At 66.0% G+C, this 17,614-nt stretch carries 13 protein-coding genes; 9 read left to right on the plus strand and 4 right to left on the minus strand.

Translation table 11 applies throughout. The annotated features are described in order from the left end of the window. Nucleotides 1–166 precede the first annotated feature (166 nt). The 3 genes from ACERK3_00870 (at nt 167) to ACERK3_00880 (ending at nt 3,832) form a co-directional block, all read left to right on the plus strand. Nucleotides 167–1,231 (plus strand): DUF4056 domain-containing protein, encoded by a 1,065-nt coding sequence (locus ACERK3_00870; protein MFA9476833.1) that lies wholly within the window; start codon nt 167–169, stop codon nt 1,229–1,231. 401 nt (nt 1,232–1,632) lie between these two features. Beyond that, nucleotides 1,633–3,264 carry a DUF342 domain-containing protein gene (locus ACERK3_00875; GenBank protein ID MFA9476834.1) on the plus strand — a complete coding sequence of 544 codons (1,632 nt, stop codon included), beginning with the start codon at nt 1,633–1,635 and terminating at the stop codon, nt 3,262–3,264. A gap of 295 nt (nt 3,265–3,559) precedes the next feature. Further along, a complete protein-coding gene (locus tag ACERK3_00880; GenBank protein MFA9476835.1) occupies nt 3,560–3,832 on the plus strand; it encodes a hypothetical protein in 273 nt (90 codons plus the stop codon). Nucleotides 3,833–3,921: 89 nt separating this feature from the next. Here ACERK3_00880 and ACERK3_00885 read toward each other — a convergent pair whose 3' ends face one another. Then, nucleotides 3,922–4,584 carry a protein-L-isoaspartate(D-aspartate) O-methyltransferase gene (locus ACERK3_00885; GenBank protein MFA9476836.1) on the minus strand — a complete coding sequence of 221 codons (663 nt, stop codon included), beginning with the start codon at nt 4,582–4,584 and terminating at the stop codon, nt 3,922–3,924. Nucleotides 4,585–4,780: 196 nt separating this feature from the next. On the opposite strand from ACERK3_00885, the gene ACERK3_00890 reads away from it, so the two are divergent. Together ACERK3_00890 and ispE are read left to right on the plus strand one after the other, a co-directional pair. Then, nucleotides 4,781–5,485, plus strand: coding sequence for a TetR/AcrR family transcriptional regulator (locus tag ACERK3_00890; GenBank protein ID MFA9476837.1), 705 nt, complete (start codon nt 4,781–4,783; stop codon nt 5,483–5,485). A gap of 189 nt (nt 5,486–5,674) precedes the next feature. After that, nucleotides 5,675–6,589, plus strand: coding sequence for a 4-(cytidine 5'-diphospho)-2-C-methyl-D-erythritol kinase (ispE, locus tag ACERK3_00895; protein MFA9476838.1), 915 nt, complete (start codon nt 5,675–5,677; stop codon nt 6,587–6,589). Between the two features lie 76 nt (nt 6,590–6,665). On the opposite strand, the gene ACERK3_00900 is transcribed toward ispE, so the two are convergent. From ACERK3_00900 to ACERK3_00910, 3 genes are all read right to left on the minus strand, one after another. Then, nucleotides 6,666–8,993 (minus strand): O-antigen ligase family protein, encoded by a 2,328-nt coding sequence (locus ACERK3_00900; GenBank protein ID MFA9476839.1) that lies wholly within the window; start codon nt 8,991–8,993, stop codon nt 6,666–6,668. Between the two features lie 172 nt (nt 8,994–9,165). Beyond that, nucleotides 9,166–9,948 carry a TatD family hydrolase gene (locus tag ACERK3_00905; protein MFA9476840.1) on the minus strand — a complete coding sequence of 261 codons (783 nt, stop codon included), beginning with the start codon at nt 9,946–9,948 and terminating at the stop codon, nt 9,166–9,168. A 20-nt stretch (nt 9,949–9,968) separates the two neighbouring features. Next, a complete protein-coding gene (locus ACERK3_00910; protein MFA9476841.1) occupies nt 9,969–12,296 on the minus strand; it encodes a DUF255 domain-containing protein in 2,328 nt (775 codons plus the stop codon). A 199-nt stretch (nt 12,297–12,495) separates the two neighbouring features. On the opposite strand from ACERK3_00910, the gene ACERK3_00915 reads away from it, so the two are divergent. The 4 genes from ACERK3_00915 to ACERK3_00930 all read left to right on the plus strand — a co-directional run bounded on the left by ACERK3_00915 (nt 12,496) and on the right by ACERK3_00930 (nt 17,537). Further along, a complete protein-coding gene (locus tag ACERK3_00915; protein ID MFA9476842.1) occupies nt 12,496–13,320 on the plus strand; it encodes a hypothetical protein in 825 nt (274 codons plus the stop codon). A 215-nt stretch (nt 13,321–13,535) separates the two neighbouring features. Then, nucleotides 13,536–13,859: a 50S ribosomal protein L21 gene (gene rplU / locus ACERK3_00920; protein ID MFA9476843.1), complete on the plus strand. Its 324-nt coding sequence runs from the start codon at nt 13,536–13,538 to the stop codon at nt 13,857–13,859. Between the two features lie 139 nt (nt 13,860–13,998). After that, the gene (locus ACERK3_00925) at nt 13,999–15,261 is read left to right on the plus strand and encodes a glycosyltransferase (protein ID MFA9476844.1); all 1,263 of its coding nucleotides are present in this window, start codon (nt 13,999–14,001) and stop codon (nt 15,259–15,261) included. A 389-nt stretch (nt 15,262–15,650) separates the two neighbouring features. Beyond that, on the plus strand, nt 15,651–17,537 hold the full coding sequence (locus ACERK3_00930) for a sensor histidine kinase (protein ID MFA9476845.1): 1,887 nt from the start codon (nt 15,651–15,653) through the stop codon (nt 17,535–17,537). Nucleotides 17,538–17,614 lie beyond the last annotated feature (77 nt).

Genomic DNA, 17,614 nt, shown 5'->3' on the forward strand with positions numbered 1-17,614 from the left:
ATCGCTGTTCACTGCCGCAATCTTCCGAAAACCAACCGCCGACCGCCTCCGTAGATCATAAATAATGCGGACCGGACATGAATCCAGCTAGAGTACGCTCGAAGCCCACGGCGTGACGCCGTGGGCGTCAGCCTCATCGCCCGAGCCCCGCAAAGAGTCGGCCAACATGCATCGAACCCGCCCAACCACCCTCGCACACCTCGCCTTAAGCCTCGCCCTGCTCATCCTCCTCGCCGGCTGCACCAACCCCGCCCAGCCGCGACTCCGGGCCGGCAGCCTCCCCTTCCCAGGCCTCCTTACCCTCTACGAGCCGTTCGACGCAGAAAACTTCGACTCCCACAGCTACGGCATGCCCCCGCTTTTCAAAGACGGAAGCAAGGGCATCGTCTACACCGAGTACGGCGGGTTCATCGACGTCGCACACCTCCGATGGACCGTCGACTGGGGCTGGTACTACTACCAACGCGCCCAACGCGCCCTCGCCAAAGAGAAAACCAACCTCACCCTGCCCACCGACAAGTTCACCCGCTTCACCGTCGAATTCGACTACCCCGACCACTGGCACACCCTGTCGAAGGAACAGCGCGAAACGCTCGCCGACGAAATCGCCCTCCGCCTCGGACAGGAGCTCGCCTTCCTGCAAGGCCACTGGCACGAAATCGCCACCTTCTACGGCTACAAAACCACCGTCATCATCTCCGAGTACGAGTCCGCCTTCGCCTACTGCGACACCATCTCCCACATCGTCGGCCTGCACGTGCTCGAAGACGCGATCAGGGAATACAAGAAGAACGACTTCGACCAGGCCGTCACCGTTGCATTTTTCGACCACCTCCACCGACTCAAACCCTACTCCGTCGACGATACGTACGCCGCCATCGACGCCGTCGAAGGACGCTGGTGGACCGGCCGACGACTCATGCGACGCCAGCTCGACCTCGGACTGCAAGGCGAACCCATCCGACCCTGGCTGATCCCCAATCGCGAAGGCGATCCCGGCCGCTACGGCGAACCGCTCATCGCACCCGGCCTGCATGACCTCGACCCGCCTGCCTACCGCGACTTCGCCACCATCCGCATCAAGCCTCGCATCTTCGAAGCAGGCGCAATCCGAGCCGCCGCCAACACCGACGACGATGCGATCAACCCCTACGTGCACTTCCCCCTCATCATGAACGACATCCGCCAACGCCACTACATCGAGAACGGCCACGGCACCGCCCAGCCTTAAGACCGACTCAAGGCATCCTGTGACTCAAGCACCCTGTTCAGCCCACGCGGGGGCGCTTCCGGGGGCCGCCGCAGGCGGCGGGGCTAACATGTGACACTTGCATATCCCACCTGCAACATTTAGCCGCGGTGCTTGCACCGCGCTCTTCGACGCGACGGCGCACGCGCGGGCCAAGGCCCGCGGCTAATGATGGAGGTGCGCTTTGGATCGACGCCGTGTGACCAACCCATCAATTACGGCATAGGAGAAGTCCCTATGCGGCCAACTCATTCAGCCCCACGCCGCGACCGATAGTTAAGAGTGTCAGCGATCATGTGGGACGAAACCAGCGGTTCGACGCTCACTTCCACAGATCAGGCCGGCAACTTAGGTCAGGGGGGCCTTTCCAGGAGTCGCCGTACATGGGCTCACGTAGCAAAACCGTCAATGCACCGTCGGAGTATTCCGGTCGAATCACCCGCCAGCTCGTCGATCGAGCAGAAGAACTGTTCAACACCGCCATCCATCGGGACAAGCTCGAACCGGTCCTCGATGAGATTCTCGAACATGCGGACGAGCTTGCCGACTCCGAACGCGAGCAGCTTCAACAGATCGCCCGCCTGATGGACGGTGCCAACGGCGGCCTCGGCAGCGACCGCCGACTGTCCCTGCCCGGCTCGTTTGAACTCGAACCCTCCGCGGACAAAATGTTCCTCCTGCTCAAGGTCCACCCCCCCGTCTCCGGCGGCTCGGCCGTCTCCGTCGACGAAGTGCTCAACTGGCTCAAGCAACGAAACATCACGACCGGCGTCGACCTGAAAACCGTCCGCCGTGCTGTCGAACAGGCCTCGCAAGGCGAAGAAGTCAGCGACACCGTCATCGTCCGCGGCCGACCCGCCAAGCCCGGCCAGGACGGCAAGCTCGAACGCTTCGGCCGACGCACCGCCGACGGTCCGCTCGACCGCCTGACCAGCATGCAACTGACCAGCGGCGATATCTGGATGTGTCGCCCAGGCGACGTCGTCATGCGCCATCAACCCGCCACCCCCGGCGAACTCGGCTTCACCGCCCTCGGCGAGGAAATCGCCCCGCCCGAGCCCAAAGCCCTCGAACCCGTCGCCGGCCGACACATCCGAGTCGACGGCAATGACTTCATCGCGGAAGTCGCTGGCGTCGTCCTCTTCGACGACGACCGCGTCGAAGCACGCAAAGCTCTTATCGTCACACAAGACGTCACACGCCAAAGCGACCCGATCGACTTCGACGGCGACGTCCAGATCCGCGCCGGCGTCCGCTCCGGCGCACGCATCAAAGCCACCGGCAACATCCTCGTCGAAGGCCCCGTCGAAGCCGCCGAGATCGAAAGCACGGAAGGCGACGTCATCCTCCGCTCCGGCGTCGCCGGCCAGCGCGCCGCCGTCATCCGCGCCGCCCGCGACATCGAGGCCCGCTTCGCCGAGTCCGCCAGCCTTTTCGCCGGCCAGAACATCAACCTCCAGGTCGGCTCGCTGCACTCACGCCTGCTCGCCTACAGCGAAATCAACGCCACCCAGGGCAAGGGCCACCTCGCCGGCGGCGCGATGATGGCAGGTGAAAAGATCGCCGTGAAGCAGCTCGGCGCCCGCGGCGGCGTGCGGACCGACGTCACCGTCGGCCTCGGCCGGGAAGTGCTCGAAAACCTCGCCCAACTCGACCAGCTCACCGCCCGCGCCGCCCAGCGACGCAACGCCGCCGCCGAGCTTGCCGACCAGATCCGACGCGCCGTCGGCGACCCCGCAAAGCTCCAGCCCAAAGAGCTCGGCGTCTACACCAAACTCGAACAGCTTCAACTGATCTGCGACGTGCAAATCCGCAAGCTCAACGAACGACGCAAGGAACTGCTCGACGAGGCCGCCCGCGATTCCAACGGCCGTATCGAAGTGCTCACCAGCATTATGTCCAACGTCCACGTCACCATCGGCAGCGGCGACCTGACCGCCGAAGACACCCCGGGCCCCTGCACACTCGTCTTCGACGAAGCCAAGGAAAAGGTTGCGATCCGACGCGGCCGATGACGGTCTCGATTCGCACCACTTGCAACATTTAGCCGCGGTGCTTGCACCGCGCTCTTCGAGCGTACGGCCCGAACGCGCGGGCCAAGGCCCACGGCTGAACGGGAACCCGCGTGGTCGTACCTAACCGACCCGTCCAATACACCGAGTGATCCATCGGCCGTGCGATCGCCCGCGTCGGCAAGGTTCGCGCCGAGATGGCATGATGATGTATTGGACCGCATTGAAAAATCTCACCCGCCGAGCATGAACGCGGGACCGTCTATCGACACACGGACTGTGACGCACAGGGGAAACCATGGAAGGCTTGCTCATCGCGGTGTTTCTCGTCGGGGTCGTGCTGTTCCTGATCTGGCTGCGCCGTCTGGTTCGGAAGATGCCGCGGGAATCGGAGCGGGAGAGCTATCGGCGATGGCGGATGTGCACGCGCAAGCGAGCCTATCGCACGAAGAAAGCGGCCCGACAGGTGGTCCGCCGCCACGCTCTCGAAGGCGACACGGTCCAGGCGTACCACTGCCCGATTTGCGGCCGCTGGCACGTCGGCCACGCGTCCCCCCAGCATCGGCGCTGAACCAGGCGAGCAGGCCACCCTCGCGCCCCTCCCATGTGCAACCCGCGCGCCCGCTCACGCCGACACCATCGGCACTGCCGCTTGCACAATCACTCGCCAAAACCCCACGCATCTTCACCCACCAGCGGAACGAATCGACACGTCAAGCCCTGCGATTCGACAAACTCATCCTTCTTGCGATCCACCACGGTGAGCACCTGCTTTTCGCGATCGCCCACCGGCAGCACCAGTCGCCCGCCCTCGGCCAGTTGTTTGCGATAGGCCCCCGGCACGCGCGGCGCCGCCGCCGTGACGATGATCCGGTCATAAGGCGACGCCAGCGGATACCCCACCGTGCCATCGCCCACCACCACCTGCACCCCCGCGCCCATCTCGCCTGGCAGCACCTGATTCAACGCGACCCGCGCCCGGTCCGCCAGCCCTGCGTGTCGCTCCACACTGATGACCTGCGCCCCGAGCAGCGCGAGCACCGCCGTCTGATAGCCGCTGCCCGTGCCGATCTCGAGCACCTTCACGCTCGGCTCGATGCGCAGCAACTCCGTCATGTACGCCACGATGTAAGGCTGACTGATCGTCTGCCCCTCGGCGGTCGGCAGCGCGTGATCCGAATACGCCGTCTCGATATCCACATCCGGCACGAACAGATGGCGCGGCACGCGCTGCATCGCCGCGAGCACGCGCTCGTCGCGAATGCCGCGATCGCGCAGTTGCTGCTGCACCATCTGCTTCGCCGCCAGTTCCGCCCGCCCCATGACAGTCTCCCCTGCTAGGGTGCGTTTGCCCTTTCCACACCCCGCGCATCGTACCGCCGCCCCCCGCCCCGCTCCACTGTCCGCCGTCGGCCGGGCCGCTTTCTCGATCGGGTATACCCCTCACAATCGAGCCTTGACACAGCCACCCCGAACGCGGACACTGAACCCGTTCACAAGGAGGTGAACTTTGACTGACATGGACGTGAAAAGCCAATCCCCCACCGTTACCGCGACCTACCCTGCCGCTGGCGTTCAACGCGACGCGCTTGCTCGCTTGCGCAGCAGCACCGAGCCGGTGCAGATCGACGCGCCCCGCCCGGCCCAGCCGCGCACGCCCCCGCCGGCCCCCACGCCCACGCTCAGCCGCAAGCAGATCCTCGACGCCACCGAAGCCGTGCTCGACGAAGCCGGCTACGACGGCGCCACCATCCGACGCATCGCCAGGCAACTCGACTGCGCCGTCGGCTCGATCTACCGCTACTTCCGCGACAAACGCGAACTGCTCAGCGCCGTCACCCAACGCCGATTCCAGCCCGTGCTCGAAAAGGTCGAAGCCGGCGAATCGTGGCAAACCACCGCCTCGGCCTACGTGCGCACCGCCCTTGAGCAGCCGCAGCAGTACCGCCTCATGTTCTGGCTCGCCGGCTGCGACCAGCGCGGCCCCGCCGACGCCCCCGAAATCGTCGGCCAACTGCTCGTCGGATGGGCCGACCAACTCGGCGACCGCCGCGAAGCCGAACGACGATGGGCCCCTCTCCACGCCGGCATCATGCTCGGCCACACCGCCGCCGACATCCTCCACCCCGCCGCACACGAAAACGGCAGCCCCACCCCCGCCCGTGCCCCGGCACGCCCCCTCGCCCCGATCGCCATCCAACGCGACGACCTCACCCTCCTGTAACCAGCCCACCGCGGCAGCCAGCCTGCCAGCGCACGCCCCATCCAATCGCAATGTTTAGCCCCGCCGCCCACGGCGGGGCACTCCCCGTAGACGCGATATCGCAACACACTGCGTAGATAGACGTGCGTAAATACACGGTGCGTGAAGCGACCACGACACCTGGTTTAAATCTGCTTTAAGCTGTCCACCATGACCAGTCATGCGACCGCGACCGAACTCGTCCGCCACTGCCCCGCCAAGGTCAACCTTGCCCTCTCCGTCGGCCCGCCGCGTGCCGACCGCCTCCACCCCATCGCCAGTTGGATGGTCGCCCTCACCTTCGGCGATCAACTCACCCTCCGCCGCACCAACCAGCCCGACAGCACGTGGCGCATCGCCTTCGCCGACGACGCCCCCGTCCCGCAGCCGATCGACTGGCCGCTCGAACGCGACCTCGCCTACCGCGCCCACCGCCTGCTCGCCGACCACGTCGGCCAACCGCTCACCGTCGACGCCGACCTGTGCAAACGCATCCCCGCCGGCGCAGGCCTCGGCGGCGGCTCAAGCGACGCCGCCGCCACGCTCGTCGGCCTCAACGATCTATTCAACCTCAACCTCACCGCCAACGACCTGACCCCCCTCGCCGCCACGCTCGGCTCCGACGTCGCCTTCCTCGTCGCCGCCATGCTCGGCTCACCTTCCGCCATCGTCACCGGCGTGGGCGAGCACATCACCCCCGCCCCACAACCCGCGCCGATCGACCTCGTCCTCATCCTCCCCCCGTTCACCTGCCCCACCGGCCCCGTCTACGCCGCCTTCGACGAGCAACACCCTCACGACGCCGCCCTCCGCTCCAACGACGTGCAAGCCCTCCCCACGCAACACCCGCTCCCGCCCGACGCCCCTTTCAACGACCTCGCCGCCCCCGCCTGCCAGGTCCAACCCCAACTCGCCGAAGCCATCGCCAACCTGACCGACATGCTCGACCAGCCCGTCCACGTCACCGGCTCCGGCGCTGCCATGTTCATCATCGCCCACACCCCCACCCACGCCCGCGACCTCGCCGCCACCCTCACCCGCTCCACCCCCCTCGCCCCCGTCGCCACCCAAACCCTGCCCCAATAAAGCCCACGGATATAGCGCAGCGAATCCGTGGGTTCCCCCACCTCCCAACCAGAAACTAGAAACTCGAAACTAGAAACTAAAAACCCGCCCCCGCCTCAACCGCCGCAATCCGCGTCTCCAACCGGCGATGCTCCAACTCCGGCAGCTGCTTCACCGGATCGAGATAGCTCCATCGGCTGATCTGCAACGCCCGCCGATACAGGTCCGCCGCCTGCTCACGTTCGCCGCGTTCCCACAGCCGATCACCCAGTTCGACATGGTCCGACAGGCTGTACGGTGCACGCTCCGTCGCCCGCTCGCGAGCCGCGATCGCCTCATCCAGTCGTTGCGGTTCGTCCAGCACCTCGGCCGCGAGCCCATGCACCTGGGCATACTGCCGGTGCAGCCCCGCCGTATCCACCCCCGCCGCCCGCGTCGCATCGAGCACCGCGACCGCGTCAGCGAACATCTGCCCTGCCACGTCGCGCCGCCCCATCGCCGCCGCCTGCTGCGCCGCGCCAAGCCGTAACCCCACCCGCCACCGCCACACCGTCGCGTCCGTCGGCCGCATCTGCCCCGCCTCATCCAGCCACGCCATCGCCTGCGGAAAACGGTCCATCTGCAACGCCCGCGCCGCCGACGCCACCCGCTCCTGCTGCGCCGCGATCGGCAGCGCATGCCCCACCACCATCACCCCTGCCACCAACGCCAGCGCCCCCGCCGGCACGTACCCCGCCCATCGCCGCCCCGCCGTCGCATCGTCAGCCGCCGTCGCCGTCGAGCCCCCTGCCGCCACCGGCGTCGGCCCCCGCCACGCCGCCGCCGCCAGCCCCACCAGCACCCACACGATCGGCGCCGAGTTGAACTGGTAAAACGTCATCTCGATCTGGTTGTGCACCAGCACCACCGTCGCCCCGCCCAGCAACCCCGCCACCGCCCACCAGCCGCCCCATCGCCCCGGCACCGCTACCAACGCCATCACCCCCACAAACGCCAGCGCCCCGCCCAGCCACAAGAGCGCCGACTCGATCACCAGCGTCGGCAGCATCAGCGTGTACTCCACGCCGAACACCACCCCCGCCACGAGCCCCGCCACCACCAGGTTCACCCGAGGCAGCCCCACCGACGCCACCTCGCCCCCCGACGCATGATTCTCACCGCCGCCCGCCCCCCGCACCGCCGCCACCGCCCCCTGCGTCAGCCACATCACCAGCACTGCCGCAAACGCCCACCCGCCCACGCCGAGCATCGCGATGTAGTCGACGAACACGTTGTGCGCGTTGGTCACCTCTTCCGGGTTCAGCGGATTCTTCGCCCACAAGTAGCCTTGCGCAAACCCCGCCGACCCCAGCCCCAGCAGCGCGCTGCCCGGCAGATCATGCAGCATCAGCTCCGCCGCCGCCTGCCAGTAATGAAACCGGAACAGCACCGTCCGTTCGCCCTCGATCGTCTCAGGCGGCCCCACTGCCCCCCGCACCAGCACCGCGACAAACGCCAACCCCACCAACGCCACCGGCAGCGCAACCGCCCCCCATCGCCAGACGCCCCCCCGCCGCGTCGCCACCGTCACCGCCACGAGCACCACCGCCCCCGCCGGCAGCGCCAGCACCGCCCCCGTCGATCGGCTGAGCACCACCGTCACCGCCCCCAGCAACACCACCGGCAGCAACATCCACGCCCCTCCCGGTATCCCCGACCCCCGCGGCTCCCCCCGCTCCGCCAACGCACCCATCGCCCGCCCCCGCCGCCACATCCCCAACATCACCGCCAGCCCCGCCAGCGTGAAACCCGCCACCACCGATCCGAACACGTTCGACAACCCGAACGCCCCCACCGCCTGCCAGTCCATCAGTCGCCTTCGATACAGCTCATGCTGGGGCGAGCCTTCCTCCCACCCGCGACTCTCCAGCAGCGCCGCCTCCCCCGCCAGATACGACGCCACCGTCGCCGGGTGATCCACCATCACATACCACACCGCCTGCAATCCCATCGGCACGACGATCGCCACCAGCCCCGCGATCAGCCACCGCCGTGCACCCGCGAACTGCCCCACATGCACCGCCGCCAGCCCCATCGCCGCCGCCGCCAGCCACCCGCCGCTCGGCAGCGCATTGCTCGCATGCCCCGGCAGGTGATACGCACACATCGCCATCCCCACCGCCACCAGCCCGATCGCCCCCCACCGCACCACCGCCCCCGCCCACACGCTCACCCCCAACGCCACCGCCGACACCAGCACCGCCACCACCTGGTACCACGCCGCCCCCGTCGGCCCGAACGCCACCGCCGGCGAAAGCCCCGCCTCGCTCCGCGGATCAACATCAAAGTAAACCTCAGGCAGAAACTGAACCACGCAAGGCAACAGCACCAGCACCAGCAACGCCAGCCCGCACCCCGTCACCGCCACATGCCTCTGTTCAACCATCCCCCCAGTCTACCTTTCCCCCCAAAAGGCTGAGCAACTTCAGTTGCTCAGCACCCCCCCAATACCCATCGCACCCACCTCTCCCGTCCACTCGTCCGCTCGAAGCCCACGGCATAACGCCGTGGGCGTCAGCCCTCATACACAGAACCCCAAGTTTGATGAGTCATCCACATCACCCCCTCAACCCAAAAAACCGCTCCGCATTCCCATCCACCACCTTCACAAACTCCGCCTCGCTCATCCCCCGCCGCTTCGCCAGAAACCGCGCCACCTCGCGCACATACCTCGGCTCGTTCGGCCGAACCTTCCGATACGGCTCAGGCGTCAAGTAAGGCGAATCCGTCTCCACCATCAACCGCTCCAACGGCACCACATCCGACGCCGCCGCCAAATCCCGCGCACTGTTAAATGTCACGATCCCTGTAAAACTCACCATCGCCCCGATCGCAAGCACCGCCTCCAGTTCCGCACGCGATCCCGTAAAACAGTGAAACACAAACCGCTCGCCCGCCAGCCCCGCCTCCCGAATCATCGCCAGCACATCATCCGTCGCCTCGCGATTGTGTATCACCACCGGCAGCGCGCCGCCATGCTCGCGCACCACCTCAAGCTGCCACGCAAACACCTGCCGCTGCACCTCCGCAGTCGGCTCGTCATAGTGATAGTCCAACCCCATCTCCCCCCACGCGACCACCCCCTTCAACCCCGCCACCGCAAGCATCGCCTCCACCAACGCATCCCTGTCCGCCCACTCGCCCGCGTAATGCGGATGCACCCCCACCGTCGCGAACACCCCCGCCTCATCCACCGCGAGCGCCGCTGCACGCTTCGCATCGTCAGGCGTCGTCGCCACCGAAATCATCCGGTCCACCCCCGCCCCCCGCGCCCGCGCGAGCACCGCGTCCACCTGCTCAAACAACCCCGGAAACGTCAAATGGCAATGCGTATCAATCATCCCCCGATCATACCCCAACCCTACGCCCCCACCTTCACCGGCAGCACCAGTTCCTCCGCTTCCATGCACGCCCTGTCCGAGCACGCCTGATACCGCAGCCGCAACCTCACCTCCCCACTATCCCCTTCACCGCCCACCCGCCGCAGCCGCGCCCCGATCACCACCTGCCCCTCATACACATGCACCGGCTCCTCCGCATACGCCAGCTCGCGCAACGTCCCCGCCGGGTACGCAACCTCCATCTCCCACGCATCGCCTGGCTCAACCGCCAACTCCGTCGCCACCAACCGCTCATCATCCACCCGCGCCGCGTTCAAGTGATGCCCCTGCTCCACCTTCACGCTCACCGCAACCTCCACCTCGCCCGCCGCCATGTCTACGCGCTGCGTTTCCACCGTCGCCGACACCACCTGCGGGCGCGCCGCGCCTCCCGCCGCCCGCACCTCGGCCGACGCGCGAAGCAAAGCCGGGTCGATCTCGATCAACCGCATCAGCGCATGCATCATGTGCAGCATCGCAGGCCCTCGCTCGCGCAGCGCCGCGCCGAACGCAAACAAGTCGTCCGCCGCCCGCTCCAGGTACGCCCGCTCGTCGCTCAGCGAATACAGTTCGATCAGGTTGTGCGCCATCTGACTGTTCGCCGACGGAATCACACCGTCATACGTCGACCGCAGCCGAACAAACAGGTCTTCCTGGTCCGCCAGCGTGTCGTAGTACCCGCCGCCGGGTGCCTTGAAATGCTCCGCCGCATACTTCGTGTAATGCTGCGCCCGTTCGAGGTATCGCCCATCACCTCGCTCGGCCCGATGCAGCGCGAGCAACCCGTGCACGAAAAACGCATAGTCCTCCAGGTACGCCGGCAACCGCGCATCGCCGCGCCGCATCGTATGGCGTAACCCTTCCCCGTCGCTCATCTGCTCCATGATCGCTTCCGCCGCGCGCTCCGCCGCATCGAGGTATCCCGCCTCATCCAGCACCGCCCCCGCTCGCGCCAGCCCCGCGATCATCATCCCATTCCACGACACCAGCACCTTGTCGTCCGTGCTCGGCTGCGGTCGGCCATCCCGCACTTCCTTCAACACCCGCATGATCCGCCGCCGCTTCTCCAGCAGCGATTCCATTGGCTCCTTCAACTCCGTCGCCAACACGTCCAGCGACTGTGGCAGAAACAGCACGTTCACCGGCTGGGCGTCAGGCGAATGCGGATCGCGGAAGTTCGTCCCACGATCCAGCCCGAACATCCGCACCGCCACCGCCGCCAGCGCTTCGTCGCCAATCGCCTGTTCCACTTCCTCCCGCGTCCACACGTAGTTCCCGCCCTCGCGTGCCTCCACCTCCGCATCCTGCGCCGACCACAACGCCCCGCTACCATCCGTCATCTCACGCAACACGTAATCGCAAGTCTCACGCATCACCCGCGCCCACTGCCCCGCCAGCGAATGCCCCGGCCACCGCGCGTACGCATCCGCATACAACTCAACCAACTGCCCATTGTCATAAAGCATCTTCTCGAAATGCGGCACCAGCCACTGCTCGTCCACGCTGTACCGGTGAAACCCGCCGCCAAGCTGATCGTATATCCCACCCCGCGCCATCCGGTCCAACGTATGCAACAGCGCCTGCTCCACGCTCCCACTATCCGAGTTCCGCCTCACCGCCAGCAGAAACGCGAGTTGGCTCGGCTGCGGAAACTTCGGCGCGCTGCCAAACCCGCCATGCTCCGCGTCATACACCCCAAGCAACCGGTTCGCCGCCGTCTGCACCACGTCCACATCCACCGACCCGCTCAGGTCGCGATGCCGCAACTGCTCCCGCACCGCACTCGCCACCTGCGACGCCTGTGCGAGCACCTCCTCCCGCCGATCCCGCCACGCGCTCGACAACCCTTCCAGCACCTGCCCGAAGCTTGGCATCCCATGGCTCGGCTCAGGCGGCAAATACGTCCCCGCCCAGAATGGCTTCAACCCATACCCCCCCGCGTCTGCCCCCGCTTCCGGCGAAGGCGGCGTCAAAAACACGCTCATCGGCCAGCCGCCACGCTGCGTCATCAACTGCACCGCCGTCATGTAAAGGTCATCAACGTCCGGCCGTTCCTCCCGGTCCACCTTCACATTCACAAACGAAGCGTTCATCTGCTCCGCGAACCGCTCATGCTCAAACACCTGCCGTTCCATCACATGACACCAGTAACACGTCGAATACCCCACGCTCAAAAAGATCGGCTTACCTTCCCGCCGCGCCGCCTCAAACGCCTCCTCCCCCCACGGATACCAGTCCACCGGGTTATGGGCATGCTGCAACAGATACGGACTGGTCTCATTCACAAGGCGATTCGTATATTCAGCCATAGCTTCCAACTTTCCTAATAAAGTCCATTTCACCCCCATCATAGGCCCCACCCCCCACCACCCCATTAAAGCCCACGGATGTAGCGCAGCGAATCCGTGGGACACCCTCAACTCCCAACCAGAAACTAGAAACTGGAAACCAGAACCCCCCCCTCCCCCAGGTTTCACCTTCCCCCCACCCCAGTTACAATGCCCCTCTATGATCCGACCCCCCCGCTCGGTTGCGATCACCCTCGTCCTCCTTGCCACACTGACCACCACCCTCGGCTGCGAAATGCAGACGCGCGTGGTCAGTGAGCCGTGGTGGAGCAAACTCCCCGCCGACCCCCCGCCCGACCAGGCCGGCGGACCGCGCGGCGGGATGTGGACCATCCCCCTCGAACGCTTCACCGGCCGCGACCGCCAGGCACACGCCCAGTCCATGCTCACCCGCCTCCAGCAGCAGGCCGGCCTGCGCAGCCTCTGGATCGAAGACGTCGACGGCACTGCCACCCTCTACCGCGGCCGATTCGCCGACCCCTCCGCTGAGGAAGCACGCCAGGCCCTGCATCACAGCCGACGCATCCGCCTCGACGACGGCCAGCCGTTCTCCGACGTCCGCCTCGTCAACCTCGCAGGCGGCGGCGAGCCACGCATCACCGACCCGCACGACCTCCGCCAGTACCCCGGCTTTTACACGCTCCAGGTCGGCTATTTCGACGGCGAGTACGACGGCGACTTCCGCGCCGCCGCCGAGGACGCCGCCCATCGCCTCCGCGAAGACGATCACGACGCCTACTTCTACCACGGCCCCCACCGCTCGCTCGTCACCGTCGGCCTGTTCAGCTACGAAGAAGCCTTCGTCACCGCGGACGACCCCACCGCCGCCCAGGCCCAGGTCGACGCCTACGCCCCGACCATCCGCGAACTCCAGCGAAACTTCCCCCACAACCGCGGCAACGGCCGATCCCGCCCCCAACGCCCCCCCGAGGGCCAGGACCAGGCCCAGGACCAGGCCAACAGCTTCGTCGTCCGCGTGTTCTAGAAACGACCACACGGTTTACACTGGCAACATTGAGCCGCGGTGCTTGCACCGCGATCGGTCGGCCGAAAGCGCGGGCCAAGGCCCGCGGCTAAATGAGAGGACCCACGCGTCCCCACCCCGCAAAGTGGCCCTTCAAGCCCCCGCAACCCCCACTTTGCAACCGCCCGCCAACTCGCTACACTGTTGCGTTCCCCCTACCGATAGAGGACCAGACGATGTACGCAATCATCGAAGACAGCGGAACGCAGATCAAAGTCAGCGAAGGCGACGTGATCCGCATCGACACCCGGGACCTGCCCGAAGGCGCGGAAGTGCCCAGCATCACCTTTGACAAGGTGCTGCTCGTCGGCGGCGAAGGCGTTGAAGCCAAAATCGGCCAGCCCCTGCTCGAAGGCGCGAAGGTCGTCGCCGACGTGCTCAACGAAGACGTCAGCGACAAGGTCGAAGTCGTCAAGTTCAAGCGACGCAAAAACTATCGCCGCCGCAACGGCCATCGCCAGCATTACATCCAGGTGAAAATCACCTCGATCGACGCATGAGTCGGCGACATACTGCAAACACTACAGGAAACGGGTGCCGGCATACGGCATCCGTTTTTCTTTTGCGCCGCAGCAGCCTACGGTAGATGATTGAAGATGCTCAGCCGACTCGCTGCCGTCATCCCCATGTGAATCACTCATGCTCGCATTGCTGCTGAATAGCTTTCTCATCCTGCTCTGGATCGGCTGGGCGACGCAGGCCGTCGTGTCCGTGATCCAGGTCCGCAAGTACGGCCGACTGCTCCAACGGCCGCGACGCGAAAAGTACATGGCCTACCGCCCCCGCGCCGCGGTGATCGTCCCGTTCAAGGGCGTCGAAGCAGCGCTGGCGAACAACATCCGCAGCCTCTGCCAGCAGCACTACCCGGAGTATCGCCTCGTCTTCGTTGTCGAGTCGGCGGACGACCCAGCTTACCCCGTGCTGAAAAAAGCGGTCGCGGCGGACACCGGCCGAACGATCGACCTGCTCATCGCCGACCGAGCCGACCCGACCGTGGGACAGAAGGTGCACAACCAACTCGTGGCGCTGGCACACCTCGAGCGGGTGGGCAGTGAACATGAGGTGCTCGTGTTCGCCGACAGTGACGCCGTGCCCGGCCCGGAATGGCTGGACGACCTCGTCGGCCCGCTGGTGAAACCGGAGGTGGGCGTCACGACAGGCTACCGCTGGCTGGTGCCCGAAGCGGACGCGTCAGACCCGGTCGGCAAGCCGACGATCTGGGCGAAGTTGGCCAGCGTGATGAACAGCTCGGTCGCGTGCTTCGCCGTGATTCCGATGTTCCACCTGGCATGGGGCGGGTCGATGGCGTTGCGCGTCGACACGGCTCGCGAGGGCGACCTCGTCGGCTCGCTGCGCGGCTGCATCACCGACGACTACCCGTTATCGCAACTGAGCAAGCGGGTGGGCAAGCGCGTTTACTTCGTGCCGCGCTGCCTGATTGCGAGCCCGGTGAATTTTTCGCGTGATGAGTTGATCAACTTCGCGCATCGCCAATACTTGATCACGCGCGTCTACGCGCCCTGGCTTTACGTTGGGGCGGTCACATTGCCGCTGCTGTACATATTGAGCTTCGTCACCGCGTGGGCCGCGGTCGCGGCGGGCCTGCTGAATGTCGAATGGCTGCAGCCGGAAACATGGTGGGCAGCCGTGGGGGCGATCGTGACGGTGACGGTGGCGAACCACATTCGAGCGACCTACCGCAAGCGCGTGGTGCGCTACGCCTTTGGACAGGCGATGGCGGACCGGCTGCGCTCGACGCTTCGGCTGGACCGGTGGGCGACGGTGGTGTGGATGACGTTGCACTGGCTGTTGATCATCCGGGCGGGCGTCGGCCGAACGATGCGATGGCGCGGCATCGCGTATGAGATCCGCGGCCCACAGAACGTCCGTCGACTCGCGTGACCGCGGACAAATCTTGCTGTTGCCGGGTATTCGAGCGGGTTCAACCCAAATGTCGTTTAGCCCCGCCGCCCACGGTGGGGCGCCCCCGGAAGCGCCCCGGAAGCGCCCGGAAGCGCCCCCGCGTGGCCGCGAGGGCTAAACATGGAGCTTGAGTCGGCCGTTATATTTGGATTAAACCTGCTCCAGGCCCTTCGAAGCCTTGATCACATAGCACCCTGGCTGCTGGCGTGTCCGCTTGATCGATTATCGGACAGCCCCGCGACACACCGCCCTTTCGACGCGTCTGAAAACTACCTGAAAAGCATAACCGGCGCGGTCGGACTAAAAGCACCTTTGTAAAACGTCGATAACCCGTCTGTGTCACCATTTGCACAGAGGGGACAGGTTCCGTGAGCGATCAGTCAATTGATACCAGGCCAAGCCCTGCCTCGCGTCCCGGCCGACGCTGGCTGCAGCGTGGCGAGTCGACCATCGCGACGATGTCGCTTTCGCTGGCGGTCATCCTCGTGGCCACGTTGCTGGCGTGTGGCGTGTGGATGATGCAGACCCAGCGGCAGACGCTTTCCCAGGCGCGAGAGTCGCAGGTGACCGCCACCGCCGACCTGCTCGCCGACGCGTGCGAAGCGTTGCTCAGCCAGGGCGAACTGACCGCGGCGAGACGAATGATCATGGACGCGTCGGCAACGCATCGGCTCGAACGGGCGCGCATCGTGCTGCCCAACGGCACGGTCGTCGCCGACGCCGACGCCGGGCGGATCAATCTTGAGTCGCTGCCCGAGCAGTGGTCGCATGAAGATGTGGTCAACTTCGATCAACCGACCACCGCGCAGAGCGTCGGCCTGCTGGTCGTCGAACGGCCGATGCAGGTGGGCACGCAGGGCGTTGCCCGGCTGGAGATCATCGCCGAGCTTAACGCGGACACCTGGCTGGGGACATCGAGTTGGGAAGCGCAGGCGGGTGTGGGTGTGATCGGCGCGGGCGGGATGCTTGCGCTGTTGCTGACATACCGCCGATTCCGCGGCCGACTGCAGGCGGTGGGCGTGATTCGTGAAGCGCTGCTGGCGATGGGCAAAGGCGAGCGAGCCGAGGCGGCGCTGGCGGTCGCCGACGGGCTGGGCGACGAAGCCGTCGCGTGGAATGAACTGCTGGCCGAGCGGAAGCAACTTCGCGAAGCGGCGAAAGTACGCACCGTGCAAGAAGCGCTGACCGGCGACCTCGGCGGCGGCGATCTGGCGCAGGCGTGCGACGCCGTGTCGCAGGGGCTGTTGCTGGTCGACGATCATCAGCGCATCCGCTACACCAACCATGCCGCGAGCGTGTTTCTCCAGGTCGGCCGAGAGCAGATGCACGGCAAGGCCGTCCGCGATGTGGTCCAGATCGACGAACTGACCGAACTGATCGAACAGACCGCCAACGGCCAGGTTCGGCGGAAGGTCACGCGCGAAATCGAACGAGATGAAAACGATAACGTCGGCGTGCTGCGCATCAGCGTGCACCCGGTGCGCGGCAGCCATGGCGCGACCGCGATGGTCGTGCTCGAAGACGTCACCCAACAGCGGGTGGCGGAGCAGTCGTCGCGACAGTTTGTCGCGCAGGCGACGCACGAACTGCGTACGCCGCTGACCAACATTCGGCTATACATGGAAACGCTGATCGAAGACGGCGAGCAGGTCGAACCGCAAACGCGGGCCAAATGCCTCAACGTGATCAACCAGGAAACGTTCCGCCTCGAACGACTGGTCGGCGACATGCTTTCCGTCGCGGAGATCGAAGCCGGGTCGATGCAGATTCAACAGGACGATGTGCGCATCGACACGTTGTTGAACGCGATCGAAGCGGAGTACAAGCCCTCCGCCGACGAAAAACAGATTGCGATCTCGTTCAAGATTCCGCCGAAGCTGCCGATCGTGCAGGGCGATCGCGACAAGCTGTCGATGGCATTACACAACCTTGTCGGCAACGCCATCAAGTACACGCCTGAAGGCGGGCGGGTCAACGTGAGCGTGGTGGCCGAGGAAGAGAAGCTTGGCGTTGAAGTGACCGACTCGGGCATGGGGATCGCGCCGGAAGATCAGCTGCGCATCTTCGATCGCTTCTATCGAGCGAAGGACAAGCGGATCGCCGGCATCACCGGCTCGGGCCTGGGCCTGGCGCTGGCGCGCGAAGTGGCTCGACTGCACGGCGGCGACATCGACGTGGACAGCCAGATCGACCAGGGCAGCACGTTCACGCTCACCCTGCCGGCCCGCGAAGACGCGGCGACGGCGACGGAATAGGAGATTTGGGGATTTGGTGATCTGGCGATTTGGTGATGTGCAGACGAGTACGACGGCGGATCGACGTATCACGGTCG

The organism is Phycisphaerales bacterium AB-hyl4, assembly GCA_041821185.1.
Taxonomy (GTDB): domain Bacteria; phylum Planctomycetota; class Phycisphaerae; order Phycisphaerales; family Phycisphaeraceae; genus Natronomicrosphaera; species Natronomicrosphaera hydrolytica.

Bases quoted from the DNA above. Each gene is read 5' to 3' on its own strand.
- ACERK3_00890 (MFA9476837.1), top strand. From the start codon at position 4,781: ATGGACGTGAAAAGCCAATCCCCCACCGTTACCGCGACCTACCCTGCC.
- ACERK3_00910 (MFA9476841.1), bottom strand. From the start codon at position 12,296: ATGGCTGAATATACGAATCGCCTTGTGAATGAGACCAGTCCGTATCTG.
- ACERK3_00915 (MFA9476842.1), top strand. From the start codon at position 12,496: ATGATCCGACCCCCCCGCTCGGTTGCGATCACCCTCGTCCTCCTTGCC.
- ACERK3_00885 (MFA9476836.1), bottom strand. From the start codon at position 4,584: ATGGGGCGGGCGGAACTGGCGGCGAAGCAGATGGTGCAGCAGCAACTG.
- rplU (MFA9476843.1), top strand. From the start codon at position 13,536: ATGTACGCAATCATCGAAGACAGCGGAACGCAGATCAAAGTCAGCGAA.
- ACERK3_00925 (MFA9476844.1), top strand. From the start codon at position 13,999: ATGCTCGCATTGCTGCTGAATAGCTTTCTCATCCTGCTCTGGATCGGC.
- ispE (MFA9476838.1), top strand. From the start codon at position 5,675: ATGACCAGTCATGCGACCGCGACCGAACTCGTCCGCCACTGCCCCGCC.
- ACERK3_00875 (MFA9476834.1), top strand. From the start codon at position 1,633: ATGGGCTCACGTAGCAAAACCGTCAATGCACCGTCGGAGTATTCCGGT.
- ACERK3_00905 (MFA9476840.1), bottom strand. From the start codon at position 9,948: ATGATTGATACGCATTGCCATTTGACGTTTCCGGGGTTGTTTGAGCAG.
- ACERK3_00870 (MFA9476833.1), top strand. From the start codon at position 167: ATGCATCGAACCCGCCCAACCACCCTCGCACACCTCGCCTTAAGCCTC.
- ACERK3_00880 (MFA9476835.1), top strand. From the start codon at position 3,560: ATGGAAGGCTTGCTCATCGCGGTGTTTCTCGTCGGGGTCGTGCTGTTC.
- ACERK3_00900 (MFA9476839.1), bottom strand. From the start codon at position 8,993: ATGGTTGAACAGAGGCATGTGGCGGTGACGGGGTGCGGGCTGGCGTTG.